General features: G+C 55.7%; 13 protein-coding genes. 5 read left to right on the forward strand and 8 right to left on the reverse strand.

The annotated features are described in order from the left end of the window. Positions 1 to 261: 261 nt before the first annotated feature. From ldtD to ACL2XJ_RS16160, 3 genes are all read left to right on the forward strand, one after another. On the forward strand, positions 262 to 2,061 hold the full coding sequence (gene ldtD / locus ACL2XJ_RS16150; RefSeq protein WP_413723795.1) for a L,D-transpeptidase: 1,800 nt from the start codon (positions 262 to 264) through the stop codon (positions 2,059 to 2,061). Positions 2,062 to 2,243: 182 nt separating this feature from the next. Next, positions 2,244 to 2,792, forward strand: coding sequence for a YcbK family protein (locus ACL2XJ_RS16155; protein WP_132922631.1), 549 nt, complete (start codon positions 2,244 to 2,246; stop codon positions 2,790 to 2,792). A gap of 84 nt (positions 2,793 to 2,876) precedes the next feature. Beyond that, positions 2,877 to 3,503: an MBL fold metallo-hydrolase gene (locus ACL2XJ_RS16160; RefSeq protein WP_413723796.1), complete on the forward strand. Its 627-nt coding sequence runs from the start codon at positions 2,877 to 2,879 to the stop codon at positions 3,501 to 3,503. 266 nt (positions 3,504 to 3,769) lie between these two features. On the opposite strand, the gene ACL2XJ_RS16165 is transcribed toward ACL2XJ_RS16160, so the two are convergent. From ACL2XJ_RS16165 to pncB, 4 genes are all read right to left on the reverse strand, one after another. Continuing rightward, entirely contained in the window at positions 3,770 to 4,960 is a 1,191-nt protein-coding gene (locus ACL2XJ_RS16165) for an amino acid aminotransferase (protein ID WP_413723797.1), read from the reverse strand. Positions 4,961 to 5,168: 208 nt separating this feature from the next. Beyond that, positions 5,169 to 6,263 (reverse strand): porin OmpF, encoded by a 1,095-nt coding sequence (gene ompF, locus ACL2XJ_RS16170; RefSeq protein WP_413723798.1) that lies wholly within the window; start codon positions 6,261 to 6,263, stop codon positions 5,169 to 5,171. Positions 6,264 to 6,597: 334 nt separating this feature from the next. After that, positions 6,598 to 7,998, reverse strand: a complete 1,401-nt coding sequence (gene asnS, locus ACL2XJ_RS16175; protein ID WP_413723799.1) for an asparagine--tRNA ligase — start codon at positions 7,996 to 7,998, stop codon at positions 6,598 to 6,600. Positions 7,999 to 8,166: 168 nt separating this feature from the next. Next, positions 8,167 to 9,372, reverse strand: coding sequence for a nicotinate phosphoribosyltransferase (gene pncB / locus ACL2XJ_RS16180; RefSeq protein ID WP_132922627.1), 1,206 nt, complete (start codon positions 9,370 to 9,372; stop codon positions 8,167 to 8,169). Positions 9,373 to 9,676: 304 nt separating this feature from the next. Here pncB and pepN point away from each other — a divergent pair, with 304 nt between their 5' ends. Beyond that, positions 9,677 to 12,298 carry an aminopeptidase N gene (gene pepN, locus ACL2XJ_RS16185; protein ID WP_413723800.1) on the forward strand — a complete coding sequence of 874 codons (2,622 nt, stop codon included), beginning with the start codon at positions 9,677 to 9,679 and terminating at the stop codon, positions 12,296 to 12,298. Between the two features lie 371 nt (positions 12,299 to 12,669). Next, positions 12,670 to 13,524, forward strand: a complete 855-nt coding sequence (locus ACL2XJ_RS16190) for an EcsC family protein (protein ID WP_413723801.1) — start codon at positions 12,670 to 12,672, stop codon at positions 13,522 to 13,524. A 111-nt stretch (positions 13,525 to 13,635) separates the two neighbouring features. On the opposite strand, the gene ACL2XJ_RS16195 is transcribed toward ACL2XJ_RS16190, so the two are convergent. The 4 genes from ACL2XJ_RS16195 to ACL2XJ_RS16210 all read right to left on the reverse strand — a co-directional run bounded on the left by ACL2XJ_RS16195 (position 13,636) and on the right by ACL2XJ_RS16210 (position 18,599). Further along, positions 13,636 to 15,186: a sugar ABC transporter ATP-binding protein gene (locus tag ACL2XJ_RS16195; RefSeq protein WP_413723802.1), complete on the reverse strand. Its 1,551-nt coding sequence runs from the start codon at positions 15,184 to 15,186 to the stop codon at positions 13,636 to 13,638. A gap of 56 nt (positions 15,187 to 15,242) precedes the next feature. Then, positions 15,243 to 16,475 carry a sugar ABC transporter substrate-binding protein gene (locus ACL2XJ_RS16200; protein WP_413723803.1) on the reverse strand — a complete coding sequence of 411 codons (1,233 nt, stop codon included), beginning with the start codon at positions 16,473 to 16,475 and terminating at the stop codon, positions 15,243 to 15,245. 79 nt (positions 16,476 to 16,554) lie between these two features. Then, positions 16,555 to 17,592, reverse strand: a complete 1,038-nt coding sequence (locus tag ACL2XJ_RS16205) for an ABC transporter permease (RefSeq protein ID WP_413723804.1) — start codon at positions 17,590 to 17,592, stop codon at positions 16,555 to 16,557. Then, positions 17,589 to 18,599: an ABC transporter permease gene (locus ACL2XJ_RS16210; RefSeq protein ID WP_413723805.1), complete on the reverse strand. Its 1,011-nt coding sequence runs from the start codon at positions 18,597 to 18,599 to the stop codon at positions 17,589 to 17,591. The genes ACL2XJ_RS16205 and ACL2XJ_RS16210 overlap by 4 nt, the downstream gene beginning before the upstream one ends. Positions 18,600 to 18,617 lie beyond the last annotated feature (18 nt).

The raw sequence follows: 18,617 nt of genomic DNA on the forward strand, positions 1-18,617 counted from the left end.
CGCTCCGGGCGTTTTGGTTACTGGCGCGGACGGTTTACTCTTTTGGCAGCCTGCCCCTCCCCATTAGCTCCGAGTATGCTTGTCAGCTGTGTGAGCCCCGCGAGGCGGCTTTTTTCCTCCTGTTTCGCTCCGTTGAAAAGTTTGTTAATTTCTTCGCAATTTCCGTAACGCATATTTGGCTTTCTGCTTATATACTAAGGAAAAGTCCCATGCGAAAATAGGACGATAATAATTAACAATTCAGCATACAGGGGACAAAGGATGTTACTGACAAGTACCGTGGTATGGCGACGTACGGTGACCGGCTGCCTGCTGGCTTCGTGCCTGTTTCCGCTGTTTGCTCCCAGGGCGCAGGTGGCCACCGCCCCTATATTGCCTGAGACCCATACCTTGGGTCACAGCGCTGCGGCGCTGGCGGCAGTGATGCCCGCCGGCATCAAACCCTTTTATGCCGGCCAGCTGGCGCTGATTTATTCCGCTCACCATAACCAGCCGCTGTGGCAGGATCGCGACGCGGTGCAGCAGTTCCAGCAGCAGCTGGCGGAGTTGGCGTTATCCGGCGTCCAGCCTCAGTTTATTGTCTGGACGCAGTGGTTAACCGATCCGCGCGTCAATGCGATGGCGCGGGACGTCATTCTCTCCGATGCGATGCTGGGATATTTGCAGTTTGTCTCCGGCGTCGATCAAAACGGCGAAAAATGGCTGTTCAACGACGGCCCGTACGTGCTTACCCCACCGCCGGAGCTGGCGGTTCAACACTGGCTGCATGCGGTGCATGACGGCAGCATCGGCCGGTTCGTCGCCGGCCTCGCGCCGCAGAACCCTCAATATCTGAAAATGCACCAGGCGTTGAAAACCATGTTGTCCGACACCCACCCCTGGCCGCGGCTGAACGGCCAGGAAAGCCTGCGGCCGGGGCAAATCAGCGATGATATTCCGGCCCTGAGGGAAATATTGCGGCGTAGCGGCATGCTGGTCGCGGCGCAGCCGGCGCCGGTGCCCACCGCGGATAACGCCCCCGCCGATGCCCGCGCGCCGGCGCCGGTGACCGACGCGCAGCAGTCGGTGGTGGTCAGCCCGGCCGCCGATTCTCCCAAACCCTCCGCTTCCACATCGGATCCTTCGGTCATCGCCACCGTCGATCCCCAGGACAAGGTTTTCACACCTGAGCTGGTGGATGGCGTCAAGCGTTTTCAAAGCTGGCAGGGACTGAACCCTGACGGGGTTATCGGCCGCCAGACCCGCGAATGGCTCAATGTCTCGCCTCAGGTCCGGGTCACCCTGCTGGCGCTGAATATCCAGCGCCTGCGGCTGCTGAATAAACAATTTAACACCTTCATCCAGGTGAATATTCCCAACTATTCGCTGGTGTACTATCACCAGGGCACCGAAGTGTTGTCATCAAGGGTCATCGTCGGCCGCCCAAGCCGCAAAACGCCGCTGATGCGCAGCGCGCTCAGCAGCGTGGTGCTGAATCCGCCGTGGAATGTTCCCACCTCGCTGGTTCAGAAAGATATCGTGCCGAAGGCTATGCGCGATCCGGGCTACCTGCAGCGCAATGGTTTTACCCTGTTATCCGGTTGGAGCAGCGATGCGGAAGTGGTGGATCCCGCCACTCTCGACTGGAATATGATATCGCCTGCCCATTTCCCTTACCGCCTTCGCCAGGTGCCGGGCGCCAATAACGCCCTGGGGCGCTACAAATTCAATATGCCCAGTTCCGACGCGATCTATCTGCATGATACGCCGAACCATAATCTGTTCCTGAGCGATATGCGCGCGCTCAGTTCAGGCTGTGTCAGGGTGAACAAGGCCTCGGATTTGGCCAACATGCTGCTGCAGGACGCAGGCTGGGGCGATGCGCGGGTCAGCGCCACGCTCAAACAGGGCAATACCACCTACGTCTCCATTCGCCATCAGATACCGGTAAATCTGTTTTACCTCACCGCGTGGGTGGCGGAAGATGGTAAACCGCAGTTCCGCACAGATATTTACAATTATGATAGCGCCGTTAAAATCGGTGTAAAAAGCCTGCCCAATGCGGAACGGCTACTGCAATAACCAGCTGAAGAAATGAGAATTGTTCTGGTCGGGGAGCGTTGAGCCCCGACCGGTCATTTTGTGAGCCTTTGCAAACCTTGACAAACCGTGGGTTGACTGCTTCATTTTCAGCGGTTATGGTTCCGGACGGTGCGCTAATGTGCTATTCGTCCGTTTCCTTATGCCAACTGGTTATTTTGCTCATGGATCCTATAAATCAACATCGCCGAAAATTATTGGCGCTAAGCTGCGCAACGATGGGCATCGCCCTCCTTCCCAATGCCTCGTTCGCCATGCTTTCCACACCTCGTCCCCGTATCCTTCATCTCAATAATCTCAATACCGGCGAAACCTTAAAGACCGAATTTTTTAACGGTAAAGGATATAATCAGGCGGAATTGTCCCGCTTGAATCATTTTTTCCGGGATTACCGGGCCAATAAGATAACCAGCATTGACCCGCGCTTGTTCGATCATATCTATCGGCTGCAAATGATGCTGGACACCAGCAAGCCGGTACAATTGATTTCTGGCTATCGTTCCCGCGAAACGAACAATGAGCTGCGTGAACACAGTTCGGGTGTGGCAAAACACAGCTATCATACCTTGGGTAAAGCCATGGACTTTCATATTGAGGGCGTTCAGCTCAGCAATATCCGAAAAGCGGCTATGAAAATGCGTATGGGCGGAGTAGGTTATTACCCAAGCAGTAACTTTGTGCATATCGATACCGGTCCGGTAAGAGCCTGGTAGGATGACAGCGCTGCTATTCGCCTATACCCTTGTCCGGGCCGTAACCCGTTGACGGCGGGCGTTTAATCGCATTTTCGGAGAGTTATGAAATACCATATTGTACCGGTGACGGCGTTTAGCCAAAATTGTTCGCTGATCTGGTGTGAAAAAACCGGGGACGCGGCGCTGGTGGATCCCGGTGGCGAGGCGGCAAAGCTGATGGCGGAAGTTTCCGCCAGGGCCGTGGCGGTAAAACAGATTCTGCTGACCCACGGCCACTTGGATCATGTGGGCGCCGCGGCTGAGCTGGCGGCTCATTATGGCGTACCCATTGTCGGCCCGCAGAGCGAAGATCGCTTTCTGCTGGATGCGCTGCCGGAGCAAAGCCAGATGTTCGGTTTGGATGAGTGCCCGCCCCTCACCCCCGATCAATGGCTTGAGGAAGGGGAGGAAGTACGCGTTGGGGAAGAGCGGTTCGAGATATTGCACTGCCCCGGCCACACGCCCGGACATATCGTATTTTATAATCGCGACGCGCATATCATTCTGATGGGCGACGTGCTGTTCAAAGGCGGCGTGGGTCGCAGCGATTTTCCCCGCGGCAGCCATCAGGCCTTGATCAATTCAATCCGCACCAAGCTGTTGCCGTTGGGGGACGATATTGCGTTTATTCCCGGCCACGGCGCCATGTCAACGCTGGGCCATGAGCGCCTGACCAACCCTTTTTTATAATGCCGGCCTAAAAGAGCCGCGCCCGACCCAAAAAAAACCGTCTTTAGCAAGACGGTTTCAGACTGCTGACAACGTACTCGGAGCTAATAAGAAGGGACAGGCTGCCAGAAGAGTAAACCGTCCGCGCCAGGGATGGCGCGGATCGAGCCTCCAGGGAGGGATTCACGGCGTGTTTACGATCTGGCAGCCTGTCCCGACCGGGCACTTTGTCAAAAGCTCAAACCGTCTTTAGCAAGACGGTATTCTTATTTTGGCGTGGGACCGGCTTACAGCACGGCAACAATGGCTTCGCACAGCTGCGCCATATTGTCCGTGGTCATGCCCGCCACATTCACCCGGCCGGAATTGACCGCGTAAACGCCGAACTCATCCCGCAGCCGCAGCACTTGCTCCTTGGTTAATCCGCTGAACGAGAACATGCCGTTTTGCTGATTGATAAACTCGAAATCCTGTTGCGCGCCTTTTTCCCGCAGCGTACTGACGAACAGCTGACGCATGCGTTTAATCCGTTCACGCATACCGGTCAATTCCTGCTCCCACAAGGTACGTAGCGCATCATTGCCCAGAATGGTCGCCACAACGGCGGCGCCATGGGACGGCGGGTTGGAATAGTTGGCGCGGATACAGGATTTCAGCTGGCTCAAAACGCGGTCTGCGGCTTCGGCATCCGCCGCCACCAGGGTGCATGCCCCCACCCGTTCGTTATACAGGCCGAAGTTCTTGGAATAGGAGCTGGCGATAATCATTTCACTGTGGTTTTCAGTGAAAATCCGCAGGCCCTGGGCATCTTCTTCCAAACCGCGGGCGAAACCCTGGTAGGCAAAATCAAATAGCGGCAGCCAGCCCTTTTCACGGGATAAATCCGCCAGAATGCGCCACTGGGCCTCGGTAGGATCGATGCCGGTGGGATTATGGCAACAGCCGTGGAAAAGCACCACATCGCCGGCCTGGGCATTTTGCAGGCCCTGCAGCATGCCCTCAAAATCCAGCGTATGGTTTGTCGCGTCATAATAGGCATATTCAGCAGTGCCCAGGCCGGCGGAGGCGAACACGCCTTTATGGTTCGGCCAGGAGGGTTGACTTATCCAGACGCGCTTTACGGCGGTGTTTTTCGCCAGGAAATCGGCGGCCACCCGCAGCCCGCCCGTGCCCCCCGGCGTTTGCGCGGTGCGGGCGCGTTTAGCGGCAATTATCGGACTGTCGGCGCCGAACAGCAGAACCTGGGTACATTGCCCGAAGGCGGCCAGGCCGTCGATGCCAAGATAGTTTTTGGTGATTTCGCTTTCCAGCAATATTTGTTCGGCTTTTTTTACGCTGGTGAGCACCGGCGTTTGGCCGGTTTCATCTTTATAGACGCCGATGCCCAGGTTGATTTTGTTCGGACGCGGGTCGGCACGGAAAAGATCAAGCAGGCCGAGAATGGGATCGGCAGGAGCTAACGGAATATTTTCAAACATTTTGAAGGGTTCCAGGGGAAAATGAACAGTGAGCACAACGTGCTTTCAGGTTACCGCCAGAAAACCCCTTTGCCAACAGTTTGGATAAAAAATCCCCCCGTTTATCCCCGGTATAGCGATTATATGATAAAAAAAGAAGGCAGGGGAAAACCCTGCCTTCAATATCTCAGCTCAGGACATCAAGTGCCCATGAGAAGTTGACGTCAACTTAGAACTGGTACACTACGCCCAGGGCAACGGTGTCGCCGGTGGAGTAGCCCAGTTTGTTGTTGTCATTAAGGTCATTAATGATGTAGTCAACATAAGTGGACATGTTTTTGTTGAAGTAGTAAGTCGCGCCGACTTCGTAGTATTTGATCAGATCAACGTCGCCGATACCTTCAACATCTTTCGCTTTGGACTGGCCGTAAGCGATGGACGGGCGCAGACCGAAATCAAACTGGTACTGGGCCACGATCAGGATGTCCTGGGTTTTATTGGCAAAACCGGTATTGCCGCTGAAGTTGTTGGTCAGCCAGGTTGCATTACGGGTTTCGCCGTAGGTGGCAGCCAGATATACGTTGTTAGCGTCATATTTCAAAGAGGTCGCCCACTGTTCTGCACGGTCGCCGGCGCCGTAGAAGGTAGCGTTCTGAGAATCGGTACGATCTGAGGAAGCATAAGCACCTACGATACCCACGCCGATGGGGGAAACGTACGAGACTGAACCGCCGTAGCCGTCGCCATTAGAGCGATGCGGGTCAGTTGAACGGTCGTTTTTACCCTGGTATTGCAGGGCAAAATCCAGGCCGTCAGCCAGACCGAAGAAGTTGGTGTTACGATAGGTAGCCACACCGGTGGTACGGCCGACCATGAAGTTATCGCTGTACGCGGTATCCCCACCGAATTCCGGCAACATATCGGTCCAGCCCAGTGCGTCGTAAACAACACCGTAGTTACGGCCGTAATCGATTGAACCCGCGTCGGCAAATTTCAAACCGGCAAAGCCCAAACGAGTCTTGGTACCGTCATTGTGGTCAGCGCCGCCTTCAGTGTCGTTTGCAGCGATTTGGTATTCCCATTGGCCGTAACCGGTCAATTGGTCGTTAATTTGGGTTTCGCCTTTGAAGCCGAGACGAGCATAAGACTCATCGCCGTCGCCCGCGAAACCGCCATCGTTGTCGCTGGAGAAGTAGTGCAGGCCGTCCAAACGTCCGTAAAGGTCCAGTTTGTTGCCATCTTTGTTATAGATTTCGGCCGCGTTTACAGCACCCGCAGCCAACAAGGCCGGAATTACAAATGCAAGAATAGTGCGCTTCATCATTATTACCCTCATTGGTTTTATTTGGACACCTGCCACTGCCGCTAATAATTTCTTACAGAAGTCATAGTTTCGACATGAACTATAAATTCTAATGAAACATTAATGAGAGTTTGGTGTCTTTCTGTGTCTGCACGCAGTGTTCCATTCACAGACATGTTAATCCACACAGAAAATGCTACAAAGGTCGCAATAATGTTTCAGCGGGAAACAGAGTATTGCAAAATGTAAATATGAGGGAACTTTGTGAGAGAACTCAAACTTTAAAATAATAAAGGCCAGCAATGCTGGCCTAAAGAGTTTATATATATGTTTTTCTTATATTTAATGAAGAATTTTAGAAGTTCGCATTGCGCGGACTGCGGGGGAAGGGGATCACGTCACGAATATTTTGCATTCCTGTGACATAAACCACTAATCGTTCAAAACCTAACCCAAAACCAGAATGCGGAACGGTGCCGTAACGGCGCAGATCACGATACCACCAATAATCTTCTTTATTCAATCCCATTTCAGTCAAACGCTGGTCCAGACGATCAAGGCGCTCTTCGCGCTGCGAACCGCCGATGATTTCACCGATACCCGGCGCCAGGACATCCATGGCGGCTACCGTCTTGCCATCGTCGTTCATGCGCATGTAAAAGGCTTTGATATCTTTGGGATAGTTTTTTACCACCACCGGCGCATGGAAATGTTTTTCCGCCAGATAGCGTTCATGTTCCGAGGAAAGATCGATGCCCCAGGAGACCGGGTTTTCAAAGTTCTGCCCGGAAGCCTGCAGGATGTTAACCGCCTCGGTATAATCTACCTGGGCGAAATCAGAGGCGATAAACTGTTCAAGACGGGTGATGGCTTCTTTGTCCACGCGCTCGGCGAAAAACTTCATATCGTCGGCCCTTTCGGTCAGCACCGCGTTGAAGACATATTTCAGCAGGTCTTCAGCCAACGCCGCGATATCATTGAGGTCGGCGAAGGCCACTTCCGGTTCCATCATCCAGAATTCCGCCAGGTGCCGGGTGGTATTGGAGTTTTCCGCCCGGAAAGTCGGACCAAAAGTGTAAACCTTTGATAATGCGCAAGCATAGGTTTCGGCATTCAATTGGCCGGAAACCGTCAGAAAAGCTTCCTTGCCAAAAAAATCCTCATCAAAATTGACTTTTCCCTGGGCATCCCGCGGCAGGTTTTCGACATCCAGAGTGGAAACGCGGAACATTTCCCCCGCGCCTTCAGCATCCGAGGCGGTGATAAGGGGAGTGGATACCCAGAAGAAGCCCCGCTCGTGCATAAAGCGGTGAATGGCTTGCGCCAGGGTATTGCGTACCCGGGCCACGGCCCCGATCATATTGGTGCGGGGACGCAGATGCGCCACTTCGCGCAGGTATTCAACGCTATGGCGTTTCGCCGCCATCGGATAGGTATCGGGATCATCCACCCAGCCCAGCACGTCGACTTTTTCCGCCTGGATTTCAAAACGCTGTCCGCCGCCCAGGGATTCAACCACCCGGCCGGTTACCGCCACCGAGCAGCCGGTGGTCAGACGCAAAACATCCTCTTTATAATTCGGCAAAGTATTATTTATGACCGCCTGTAATGGATCAAAGCAGGAACCGTCGTAGACGGCAAGAAAGGAGATACCGGCTTTTGAATCTCTCCGGGTACGCACCCAACCCTGTACAGTGACTTCACTGTCAGCTGGCATGCGCCCATGCAGTACGTCGACTACAGGCACTACGCTCATAAAATACTCTCTTAACTCAGGTTGATTTGAAATAGGGCTTTATCGCCGATGCGAAGGGTTAATATGTTACTTGGCGGACGGAAGGACACAAGCAAAAAACACCGTTTTGCCCAGAGAATTTGAATCTCGGCATTCGGCTCGCGCCGGAAATAATTCCGGCGCAATCATTCAGCTGGCTTTTTTGACCTGGGGTAAATCGAACGCTTTGCGCAGCGCCCTGACAAAGGCTTTATCGTGGCACATGGTCTTGCCGGGGCTATCGGAGAGTTTTGCGACAGGTTTGCCGTTGCACTCCACCAGCTTGATCACGATATTCAATGGCTTGACGCCGGGGATGTCGCAGGTAAGACGGGTGCCGATACCAAACACCAAATTCACGCGCTGCCAGAAATGGCGGTATAACTTCAGCGCCTGATCAAAATCAAGGCTGTCGGAGAAGACCAGCGTTTTGGTCAGCGGATCGATGCCCAGCTTCTGGTAGTGAACGATGGCTTTTTCTCCCCATTCCACCGGATCGCCCGAGTCATGGCGAAGCCCTTGGTAGCGCTTGGCGAAGTCCGCGCCGAAATCGCGCAAAAATGCGTCCATGGTAATGCAATCGGTTAGCGCGATGCCCAATTGGTCAGGATATTCATCCAGCCAGGCCTGCAATGCGGCGCGTTGACTGGTGGCCAGCTCCGGACTGATCTGCTGGTGGGCCTGGAACCATTCATGGGCCTGCGTTCCCACCGGCGTCAGGGAAAGCTCCCTGGCCATATCGTAATTGCTGGTGCCGATCAGATAGGGAAAATCTTGTTTCAGTTCGGCGACCACATCATACTGCACCTGGCGTGAAAAGCGCCGGCGGGTGCCGAAATCCATCAGCTTGAAATGGGAAATATCCACATCCCGGCTGGCTTCCCGGAAATGCTGGAGTTTTTGCCGCAGTTGCGCCAGCGCCATGTCGCGAAGATTGCAGGGGGAACGATGGTGGTGGACCACTTCGCTTATTACCGCCAGCAGCGGCACCTCCCATAAAATCACTTCCCGCCAGGGGCCGGTAATGCGGATATCCAGTTTGCCGTGATGATTGCGCACACTCACCTGCCGGGGATCGAAACGGAACGACCGCAGCCAAGTCAGGTAATCCTGCCGGAAGAACGGCAGTCCGGCCAGATAACCCATCTCCTGGTCGGTCAGGGCAAGATCGCGCATCATTTCAATCTGTGCGCTGATATCGCCGGCATACTCACCCAGTAAATCGTCGCCGCGGCAACGGAATTCAGCGGCGACGGTGACGTCGTGGTATCGGTGATATACCGCCTGCTGCATATGCAGCTTATAGGCATCGGTATCGAGTATCGACGATAAAATCGGCTTAGTGGCTAAATTCATGGCGCGTTACAGCATCCTCTTACGACGCAAAATCACAGTCGGCAAATGGCGAAACGACTGAAGTCTTTCCGGGCTTTCTTATAAGTGTAGTCACATCAAATCATAGATTGCGTAATAACGTCGAGGCTTAAACGTGCCGTTCTGCCGGATTAAGCCGGTATGAAAAACGCCAAAGCCCATGGTATTGCTTCATTTTTATCCGATCCGAAGCATTTTAAGAAATGCATTCGTTTACAATGGCAACATAGCCTTAACAGGAATAGACTTATTCCGAGAAATCTATGACGATGCCAAAAGGTTAATTATGACTCAGCAGCCGCAAGCAAAATACCGCCATGATTATCGTGCGCCGGATTATACCATCACCGATATCAGCCTGGAATTTGATCTCAATGCCGAAACCACCACGGTGACGGCGGTCAGCAAGGTAGTCCGCCACGGTCAGCCAGGGGCGCCTTTGTTGTTGAACGGAGAGGATCTCCAATTGCTCGTGATCCGTGTCGATGGCCGGGAGTGGTCGCACTACCGCCAGGAAGCCCCTGGGCTGGTCATTGAACAGTTGCCGGAGGCGTTTACATTGACCATTGTCAATGTGATTCATCCGGCGGAAAACTCCGCCCTGGAAGGGCTGTATCTCTCCGGCGATGCCTTGTGCACACAGTGCGAAGCGGAAGGTTTCCGTCATATTACCTATTATCTCGATCGTCCCGACGTCCTGGCGCGTTTTACCACGCGGATCACCGCGGACAAAGACCGCTATCCCTTTTTGTTGTCCAACGGCAACCTGATTGATAAAGGCGACAACGAGGATGGCCGCCATTGGGTGGTCTGGCAAGATCCTTTCCCCAAACCCTGCTATCTGTTTGCCCTGGTGGCCGGCGATTTTGACGTTTTGCGCGACTCTTTTACCACTCAATCGGGGCGGGAAGTGGCGCTGGAGCTGTTTGTGGACCGCGGCAACCTGGATCGCGCCGGCTGGGCCATGACCTCGCTGAAAAACGCCATGCGCTGGGACGAAACCCGCTTCGGCCTGGAATACGACCTTGACATCTATATGGTTGTGGCCGTGGATTTCTTCAATATGGGGGCGATGGAAAATAAAGGCCTGAACGTATTCAACTCCAAATATGTTCTGGCGAGGGCACAGACCGCTACCGATAACGATTATCTCAATATAGAACGGGTCATCGGCCACGAGTATTTTCATAACTGGACCGGCAATCGCATTACCTGTCGCGATTGGTTCCAGCTCAGCCTGAAAGAGGGACTGACCGTTTTTCGCGATCAGGAGTTCAGCGCCGATCTGGGTTCGCGCGCGGTGAATCGCATCGGCAATGTCCGGGTCATGCGCGGCTCCCAGTTTGCCGAGGACGCCAGCCCGATGGCTCATCCGATTCGTCCTGATATGGTTATCGAGATGAATAACTTCTATACCCTCACCGTATATGAGAAGGGTGCGGAAGTGATTCGCATGATGCATACGCTGCTGGGTGAGGAGAAATTCCAGGCGGGGATGCGGCTTTATGTCAAACGCCATGACGGCAGCGCCGCCACCTGCGATGATTTCGTCAATGCCATGGAGCAGGCATCCGGCGTTGATCTGACGTTGTTCCGCCGGTGGTACGGTCAATCCGGCACGCCGGTACTTACGATCCGGGACGATTACAATCCCGAGCTGCGTCAATATCAACTGCACGTGAGCCAGATGACGCCGCCCACCGCCGGGCAAAAAGAGAAGCTGCCGTTACATATCCCCCTGAATATTGAATTGTATGATGTGGAAGGCCAGGTTATTCCGCTGCAGCGGGAGGGCAGGCCGGTGAATAATGTTCTGAACGTTACCGAAGCGGTGCAGACCTTTATTTTCGACGACGTGCCGTCATTGCCGATTCCTTCGCTGTTGCGCGGCTTTTCGGCGCCGGTTAAGCTTGATTACCCTTACGGCGATCAGCAACTGGTATCGCTGATGCGTTTTGCCACCGACGAGTTTTCCCGTTGGGACGCGGCGCAAAGCCTGCTTTCCATTTATATCCGCCTGAGCGTGGCGCGCTTTCGCCAAGGACAGCCCCTGACGCTGCCCCTGCATGTGGCCGATGCCTTCCGGGGCATATTGCTCGATCCCGGCCTTGATCCGGCCTTGGCCGCGCAAATCCTGACCCTGCCCGGTGAAAACGAAATGGCGGAGCTGTTTGAGAAAATCGACCCCGCCGCCATCCACGCGGTGCACGAGGCCTTGATTCGCTGTCTGGCGACGGAGCTCGGGGATGAACTGCTGGCGGTTTACCATGCCAACAAAACGCCGCTATACCGGGTGGAGCAACAGGACATCGGCAAGCGCGCCTTGCGTAATATCTGCCTGTTCTATCTGGCGTTCGGCGAACACGATCAGGCGGTGGCGCTGACCACGCAACAGTATCACCAGGCGGATAATATGACCGACATGCTGGCTGCCCTCGGCGCCGCCGTAGCGGCTCAACTGCCTTGCCAGGCGACACTGCTGGCGGATTTCGACCAGCATTGGCATCACGACGGACTGGTAATGGACAAGTGGTTTACCCTACAGGCCACCAGCCCGGCCACCGATGCCCTGAGCCAGGTCAAGATTCTTTTGACGCATCGTTCATTCAGCCTGAACAATCCCAATCGCATCCGCGCGTTAATCGGCGCCTTCACCGCCGGCAATCCCTCGGCGTTCCATGCCGCCGACGGCAGCGGTTACCGCTTCCTTGCGGAAATCCTCGTTGAGCTCAATACCCGCAATCCCCAGGTGGCTTCCCGGCTTATCGAACCGCTGATCCGTTTGCAGCGTTACGACGATTCGCGCCAGGCGCTAATGCGCCAGGCGCTGACAACGCTGCAGGCCTTGCCGAACTTGTCCGGCGATCTCTACGAGAAAATCACCAAGGCGCTGGCTACGGAACAATAAGACGCAGGCCGGCATAGGCCGGCCGCAGACTGCTGACAAACGCACTCGGAGTCAATAAGGCGGGACAGGCTGCCAGAAGAGTAAACCGTCCGCGCCATGGATGGCGCGGATCGAGCCTACAAGGATGTATTCACGGCGTGTTTACGATCTGGCAGCCTGTTCCGACCGGGCACTTTGTCAATAAGCTCAGGCCGGCATAGGCCGGCCGTGTTTTTTGCGCGGCCTCTCTGATATTCCGCAACCCTTTTTGCCTCGCGGCGCTACTTTCCCCCATGATACAAAAACGGGGCCGGCCCGTTATGCATTTCGCTTATTGCACATGTTTGCGTGCAAGGGCGGGGGAAAGTTTCATTGCGTAAATGGGGGGAAGCATGATGATCCCGGATCATTATGAACGACAGGCCATGCTTGAAATACAGCATTGGAAAAATCCGCGGGCCGGCGGTTCACTCAGGGCATTTAAAGTGATTAATAAGCCGCTGGACTCTCTTGGGAACGCCATTTTACAGGCGCCAGGCATCGGCGGGATTTTGCAGGGCGTGATCATCGCCCTTACCGGTATTTGCAATGATTTGGCGCAATTAAGCGTCAGGCCACAGGCCATCTTCGAGGAGTTCCGCCGTGACGGGTGGAGCGGCGTGGCGTCCCTTGGTGATATCGGCGCCTTGTCTCTGGCCGGCATTGACAAAACGGTAGGATCCCTGTCGGCCAAATATAAAGGACTGGCGCTGGCGGAAGGCATGGGGGCGGGGCTTACGGGCATCGCCGGGCTGGCGCTGGATATTCCGTCGCTGATTACGCTCAATTTGCGGGCCGTCGGCGAATATGCCACCTATTACGGCTTCGATATCAATAAACAGGAAGAAAAACTCTTTGCCCTACAAATTATGGGCCTGGTTTCTTCCCCCTCCGACGCCGCAAAAAATATCGCCATGGCGCAGCTGGCGGCCATAACCCGGGATACGGCCAAAAAAAGAACTTGGCGCCAATTGGAAAAACATGCCCTGGTGAAAATTATCCAGGAAATAGCTAAAACGCTAGGTATCCGTTTAACCAAGGCCAAACTGGCGCAAACCGTGCCGATTGTCGGTGCGGTAGTAGGCGGCGGTTACAACGTTTATTTCACCACTCAGGTGTGTGATGCCGCCTATTATTTATACCGGGAACGTTTTCTATCAATGAGATTCGGGCCGCAGGTAACCGCTGTCGCCGTCAGGCCGGCCTAAGCGACGCGCCGGTCCCGCACCGCGCCAGTGTGCCGGACCATAAAGTCGTAGGGCATATTATGCCGTTGGGCGCCGCGAAAGCTGATACCCTGCGTGGCGGAAAAGGAGCGGTCATCGGCAGCCGGTACCGGGGCTGTGCCAGGACGCCGCCAGGTTGCCGGTCATCAGCCCGACCATGTGGCCTTCGTCCAGCGACCGGCGCGGGATATCCGCCACCAGGCCGCCCTGGTACATAACCAGGCACCTGTCTACCAGCACAAAGAGTTCGGCCAAATCGGTGGAGTACACCAGTACCGATCCGCCGGCGGCGGCGTAGGTATGGATAGCCTGATAAATGATCTCCTTGGTGCCGACATCCACGCCGCGGGTCGGATCGAACAGCAGCAGCGTTCTGGCCCCGGTTATCAGTGCGCGCGCAATAAGCGCCTTCTGTTGATTACCGCCGGAGAGACTGGTGATTTTAAAGTTAAGATAACGGTCGCTCAGCTCCACCTGCGGCGACACATTAGCGACGGCACGTCTTTCACCGCGGCGGTTTATGCCGCCCGCCACGCTGAACCGGCGCAAAATCGACTGGGTAATATTGGCGGCGGTGGACAGCGTGGGGAAAATGCCTTCGCTTTTACGATCCTCCGGCACAAAAGCGATGCCGCCGGATTTAAACAGCGCATCGCGGGGATTACGCAGCCTGACTTCCTGGCCCTGCATCACGATTTGCCCGCCGCTGGGCGGCATCAGTCCGGCCAGGGTGCGGAAAAGTTCGCGCTGGCCCTGTCCCTCCAGGCCGGCGACGCCGACGATTTCCCCGGCTCGCAGCTCAAAGGAGACCGAATCAAAATTTTGCCCGCACAGATCGTTAGCCATCAGCAACGGCTGGGAGTTTGCGCCTGGATCCGTGCCGGCCGGCGGCCGGTGTTCTCCCCGCGCTCGCCGGCCCACCATCATTTCAAAAATATCCCCGTCGCCCACGTCCTCCAAACGGACGGTGGCGATGGAGCGCCCGCTGCGAAGTACCGTGGCATGAGAAGCGATTTCACGGATTTCGGCCAGACGATGGGAAATAAACAGGACCGACGCACCCTGCGCCGTCAGGCGACGGACCAGCGTAAACAGCCAGTCCACGTCCGCCAGGGCGCCGGTGGGTTCGTCCAGTATCAATAACCGGGGCCGGCGGTGCAGGGCGCGGACGATTTCCACCCGTTGGCGGGCGGCGATGGACAGGTCATCCACCATGGCCCGGGGGGAGATATCATGGACATCATGTTCGGCCAGGATGGCATCCGCCAGGCGGGCCATCTGCCGGGGGGCGATAAGGCCTCCGGCGCCTTTGGCTGAGCGCGGCAAAAAGAAATTTTGCGCCACCGACAGGTTGGGCAGCAGGCTCAGTTCCTGGAAAGCGGTGCAGACCCCCGCCTGGCGGGCATGTAAAGGTGAACGGGGGGCATAATCGTTTTCGTCCAGCGTCATCGTTCCGTTATTGGGCGCGACGACCCCCGACAGAATTTTCACCAGCGTGGATTTACCCGCGCCATTCTCCCCTAACAGTGCCTGTACCTGGCCGGGATTAAGCGTCATTGAGACGCTTTCCAGCGCCACGGTGGCACCGTAGGCTTTCGATACCGATGTCAGGGTCATGCCCTGGGATAGGTTTTGTACCATCATTTCGTTTGCCTTTTGAAAAGCCGCCGGCGCCAGAGCCCCGACGGCGCGCCGGTGGATTAAGGTTGAACCGTCGCCGTGACTTTGGTGAGCCTGTATTGGTCAACCGGCGGCTGGCAGTGTTCGCAATTGATACCCGGTTCGTCGGGGGCTTTGACAATCGCTGCCGGCAGCGGCTGGATGGTCATCCCCGGCGTTGGAGTGCCTTTGAGCGCCGAGTCCAGCGTCACTTCCGGTAACAATGTCGGGTTATAAATCTCGGTGGAGAATCCTTCGGGTACCAGATTACCGGCAAAAACGTTACAGCCGTCGGCAATGGCGCTGCCTTTGCACAGCTTAATCTGGTCTGCCGTCGCCCAGGGCAGCGGATATTCCACGTTGGTCGGTTCCAGTTTGCGTTTGCCGGTCAGCACTTCCATCATCAATTTAAAGGCGTAGCCCGCCGTTGCCGGCGGTGAACCGGCGGAAACCCCGGTCAGCCCGCGTTTGCGATAGTCGTCGTTGATAAATCCGAGACGGAATCCGTTCATATTTTCCCCGGTAATCGGCATCATTTTGCCTTTACGGTCGGCGACGGCGTTTAATACCCCGGCTTCACCCAATTCCGACCAAATACCGTCTACGTCCGGGTGCGCCGCCAGCGCCTTGGCAGTTTCACGCTGGCTGATACGATCGTCCCAATAGCCGTAATATTCAGAGACCACTTTGATATGCGGATATTGGGAAAATATATGCATTGCGCCGTCATAATGCCGTTTATCCACCGAGGTGCCGGGCACGCCGCGATTCATAAATATCTTTCCTTTACCGCCAAGCGTATTAACCAGAAATTGGGCCATATTCTCACCGGCGCCGGCGGTAATATAACTGATGTTATAAGCGCATTTTTCCGTTACGGTAGAATCAAACATAAAAAACTTTACGCCTTGGCTGCATCCGCGCCGGACTACCCGATTTAACGCCGTGGGAGAAATGGGAAAGCTGATAATGCCGTCGGCCTTGGCGGCAATCATGCTTTCATAAGCCGATATTTGCGCCTGCGGGTCGGTACCGGAGATGACCTCCTCCAAATCGACCATTTTGTCGTAGGGCGGTGTTTTTGCAAGCGATTTGATAATATTGGCTGTTTCGCTCATCCAGTTATTTCCGCTATAACTCAGGCTAAGAAATATTTTGTATTTTTTAGCGGGCGGCGGCGTATCGGCGGCAAGGGCGTAATTCATTACGCCGCATAATAACAACGCCGAGGCGGCAAGAGACGCATATCTCTTGAGATATCCATTTAAAGACATATTAACTCCTGAATAGTTATTGACGGTTTATACCCTGCCTCTTTCAATTTGCAGGTATGTTGGTTTTATTACTCACCCGTTATTTCTTGAATAATTTGGCGCAATTTTCCAGCCAGACGGCCAACGCATTATCCGAACCGGATTGAAATAATAGCGCCAGGGTTATTACGACACCTGATACTATTTGTCGCCAGCCCTGGCTCAGCCCGGTCGCGGCGATAACCGAATCGAGGGTGACCAAGAATAGACATCCGACAATGGTGCCGACAAAAGTGCCTTTACCGCCCAGGATAGATGAACCGCCCACCACCACGGCGGCAATCGACGGCAGCAGATAAGGATCGCCCATGCGCAACGTCGCCCCGTCGGAATAGCCGGTCAGAAGCGCTCCGCCGGCGGCGGCGCTCAGGCCGCTGAGCGCATAGGCGGCGATGGTGACGCTGGTGACGGGCAGGCCGCTGACGCGCGCCGCTCCAAGGCTACCGCCCATCGCATACAGATTGCGGCCGAACACCGTGCTCTTCTGGATAAATATACCCAGCAGGCAAAACAGGATAAAGAACGCCAGGATGCAAGGCATGCCGGCTATGGATCCTTTTACCAGCGCCGACAACAGCGGCGGCGACGCGCCCAGGGTACTGCCGCCGCTGGCGCCCAGCGCCAGCGAGGCGACGATAATGCCGGTGCCCATCGTCATGATAAAAGGCGGGATGCCGAGCAGGGCGATGCCGATGCCGCTAAAGGCGCCAATCGCCGCCGCACCCAGCAAAATCAGCGGCAGCATGTAGGCGACATTGCCGCCGTCTGCGCCGATGGCCCCGGCGGACATGACGCCGCCGAACATAAACAGCGAGGCCACCGACAGGTCCATGCCGCCGCTCAGGATCACCAATCCCTGGCCGAACGACACCAACAGTAAAAATGTGCTCAGGGTTACTATCATCAGCATCTGAGACCATGAGCCTAGGGCCGGGCTGATCAACCGGGAAGCGAAAATCATCAGCACTGTCAGCAGGAGCAGCATCAGCGGCGCAATATACTCCCCATTGATGCGCGATCCTGTCCGTTGATCGCGCCGTGGGGAGGCGCTCGGGTTAACCGGTGTAGACGTATTCATCTGGCCGTACCTCCTGTGCGGGGGCGATTAATCACCCGGCCGCACACAATGGCTAAAATCAGTAATACCCCTTGGAAAAAACCGATATAAAACGACGCGACGCCCAGAGCAAACAGCATTTTCTGCATCAAGAGCAGCACCGCCGCGCCCACCATTGAGCCAAAGGCGCCGCCGTGCCCGCCGCTGAGGCTGGTGCCCCCGAGGGCGACCGCGGCGAACGACAGCAATAAAAAAGGCAGGCCTGCATTAGGGTCGCCGGTGGCGGTCTGGGCGCTCAGCATAAAACCCGCAGCGCCGTAAAAGCAGCCCGCCAGGATGAAAGCTTTGCAACGGGTCCATTTCACCGGTATGCCCGACAGGGCGGCGGCATTGTCATCCGCGCCGACGGCGTAAAAGGCAATACCGGTATCGGTATTTTTCAGCCCCAGCCACAGCAGGGCAAAAAAGCCGACGATCAACGCTGAAACGGGCACGGTGTTCCAGAGCATATCGGTCAGGGTATCGCTGACAAACGGGGCCACCGAACCGCCGGGCACCGGCAATAGCAGCAGCGCAATACCCTGGCTGATAATCATCGTGCCGAGCGTGGCCGCAATGGTCTGGATACCCCGATAGGCCACCAGATAACCGTTTACCGCCCCGACCACCGCCCCGGCCGCCATGGACAGCGCCAGGCTGAACAGCGCGCCCAGCGGCCCGTCGAAGGGAGCGATCGCTGTCAGCACATTGGCTATGGAAATAACCCCCGCCAGGGATAAATCGAATCCGCGGCTCAGGATCACCAACGTTTGGCCGGCGGCGGCCAGCGCCAGCGGCGCGGCGTTATTGAAAAGATTGGCTATGGAATACGCGCTGAACGCGTCCGGTTCGGCCAGCCCATACAGCACGTACATCACCAGATAGACCAAAATCGCCAACAGAGCGCCGCGAAACAGCGGTTTGCGACCGGCTTTAGGGCGTAAGCCGCCCGCGGTATGCGTATCTATACCGTGCGATAGATGACTCATGAGAAAATGTCCTGTGAA

The sequence above is a fragment of the Sodalis sp. RH16 genome (assembly GCF_047324245.1).
Lineage (GTDB): Bacteria > Pseudomonadota > Gammaproteobacteria > Enterobacterales > Enterobacteriaceae > Acerihabitans > Acerihabitans ligni.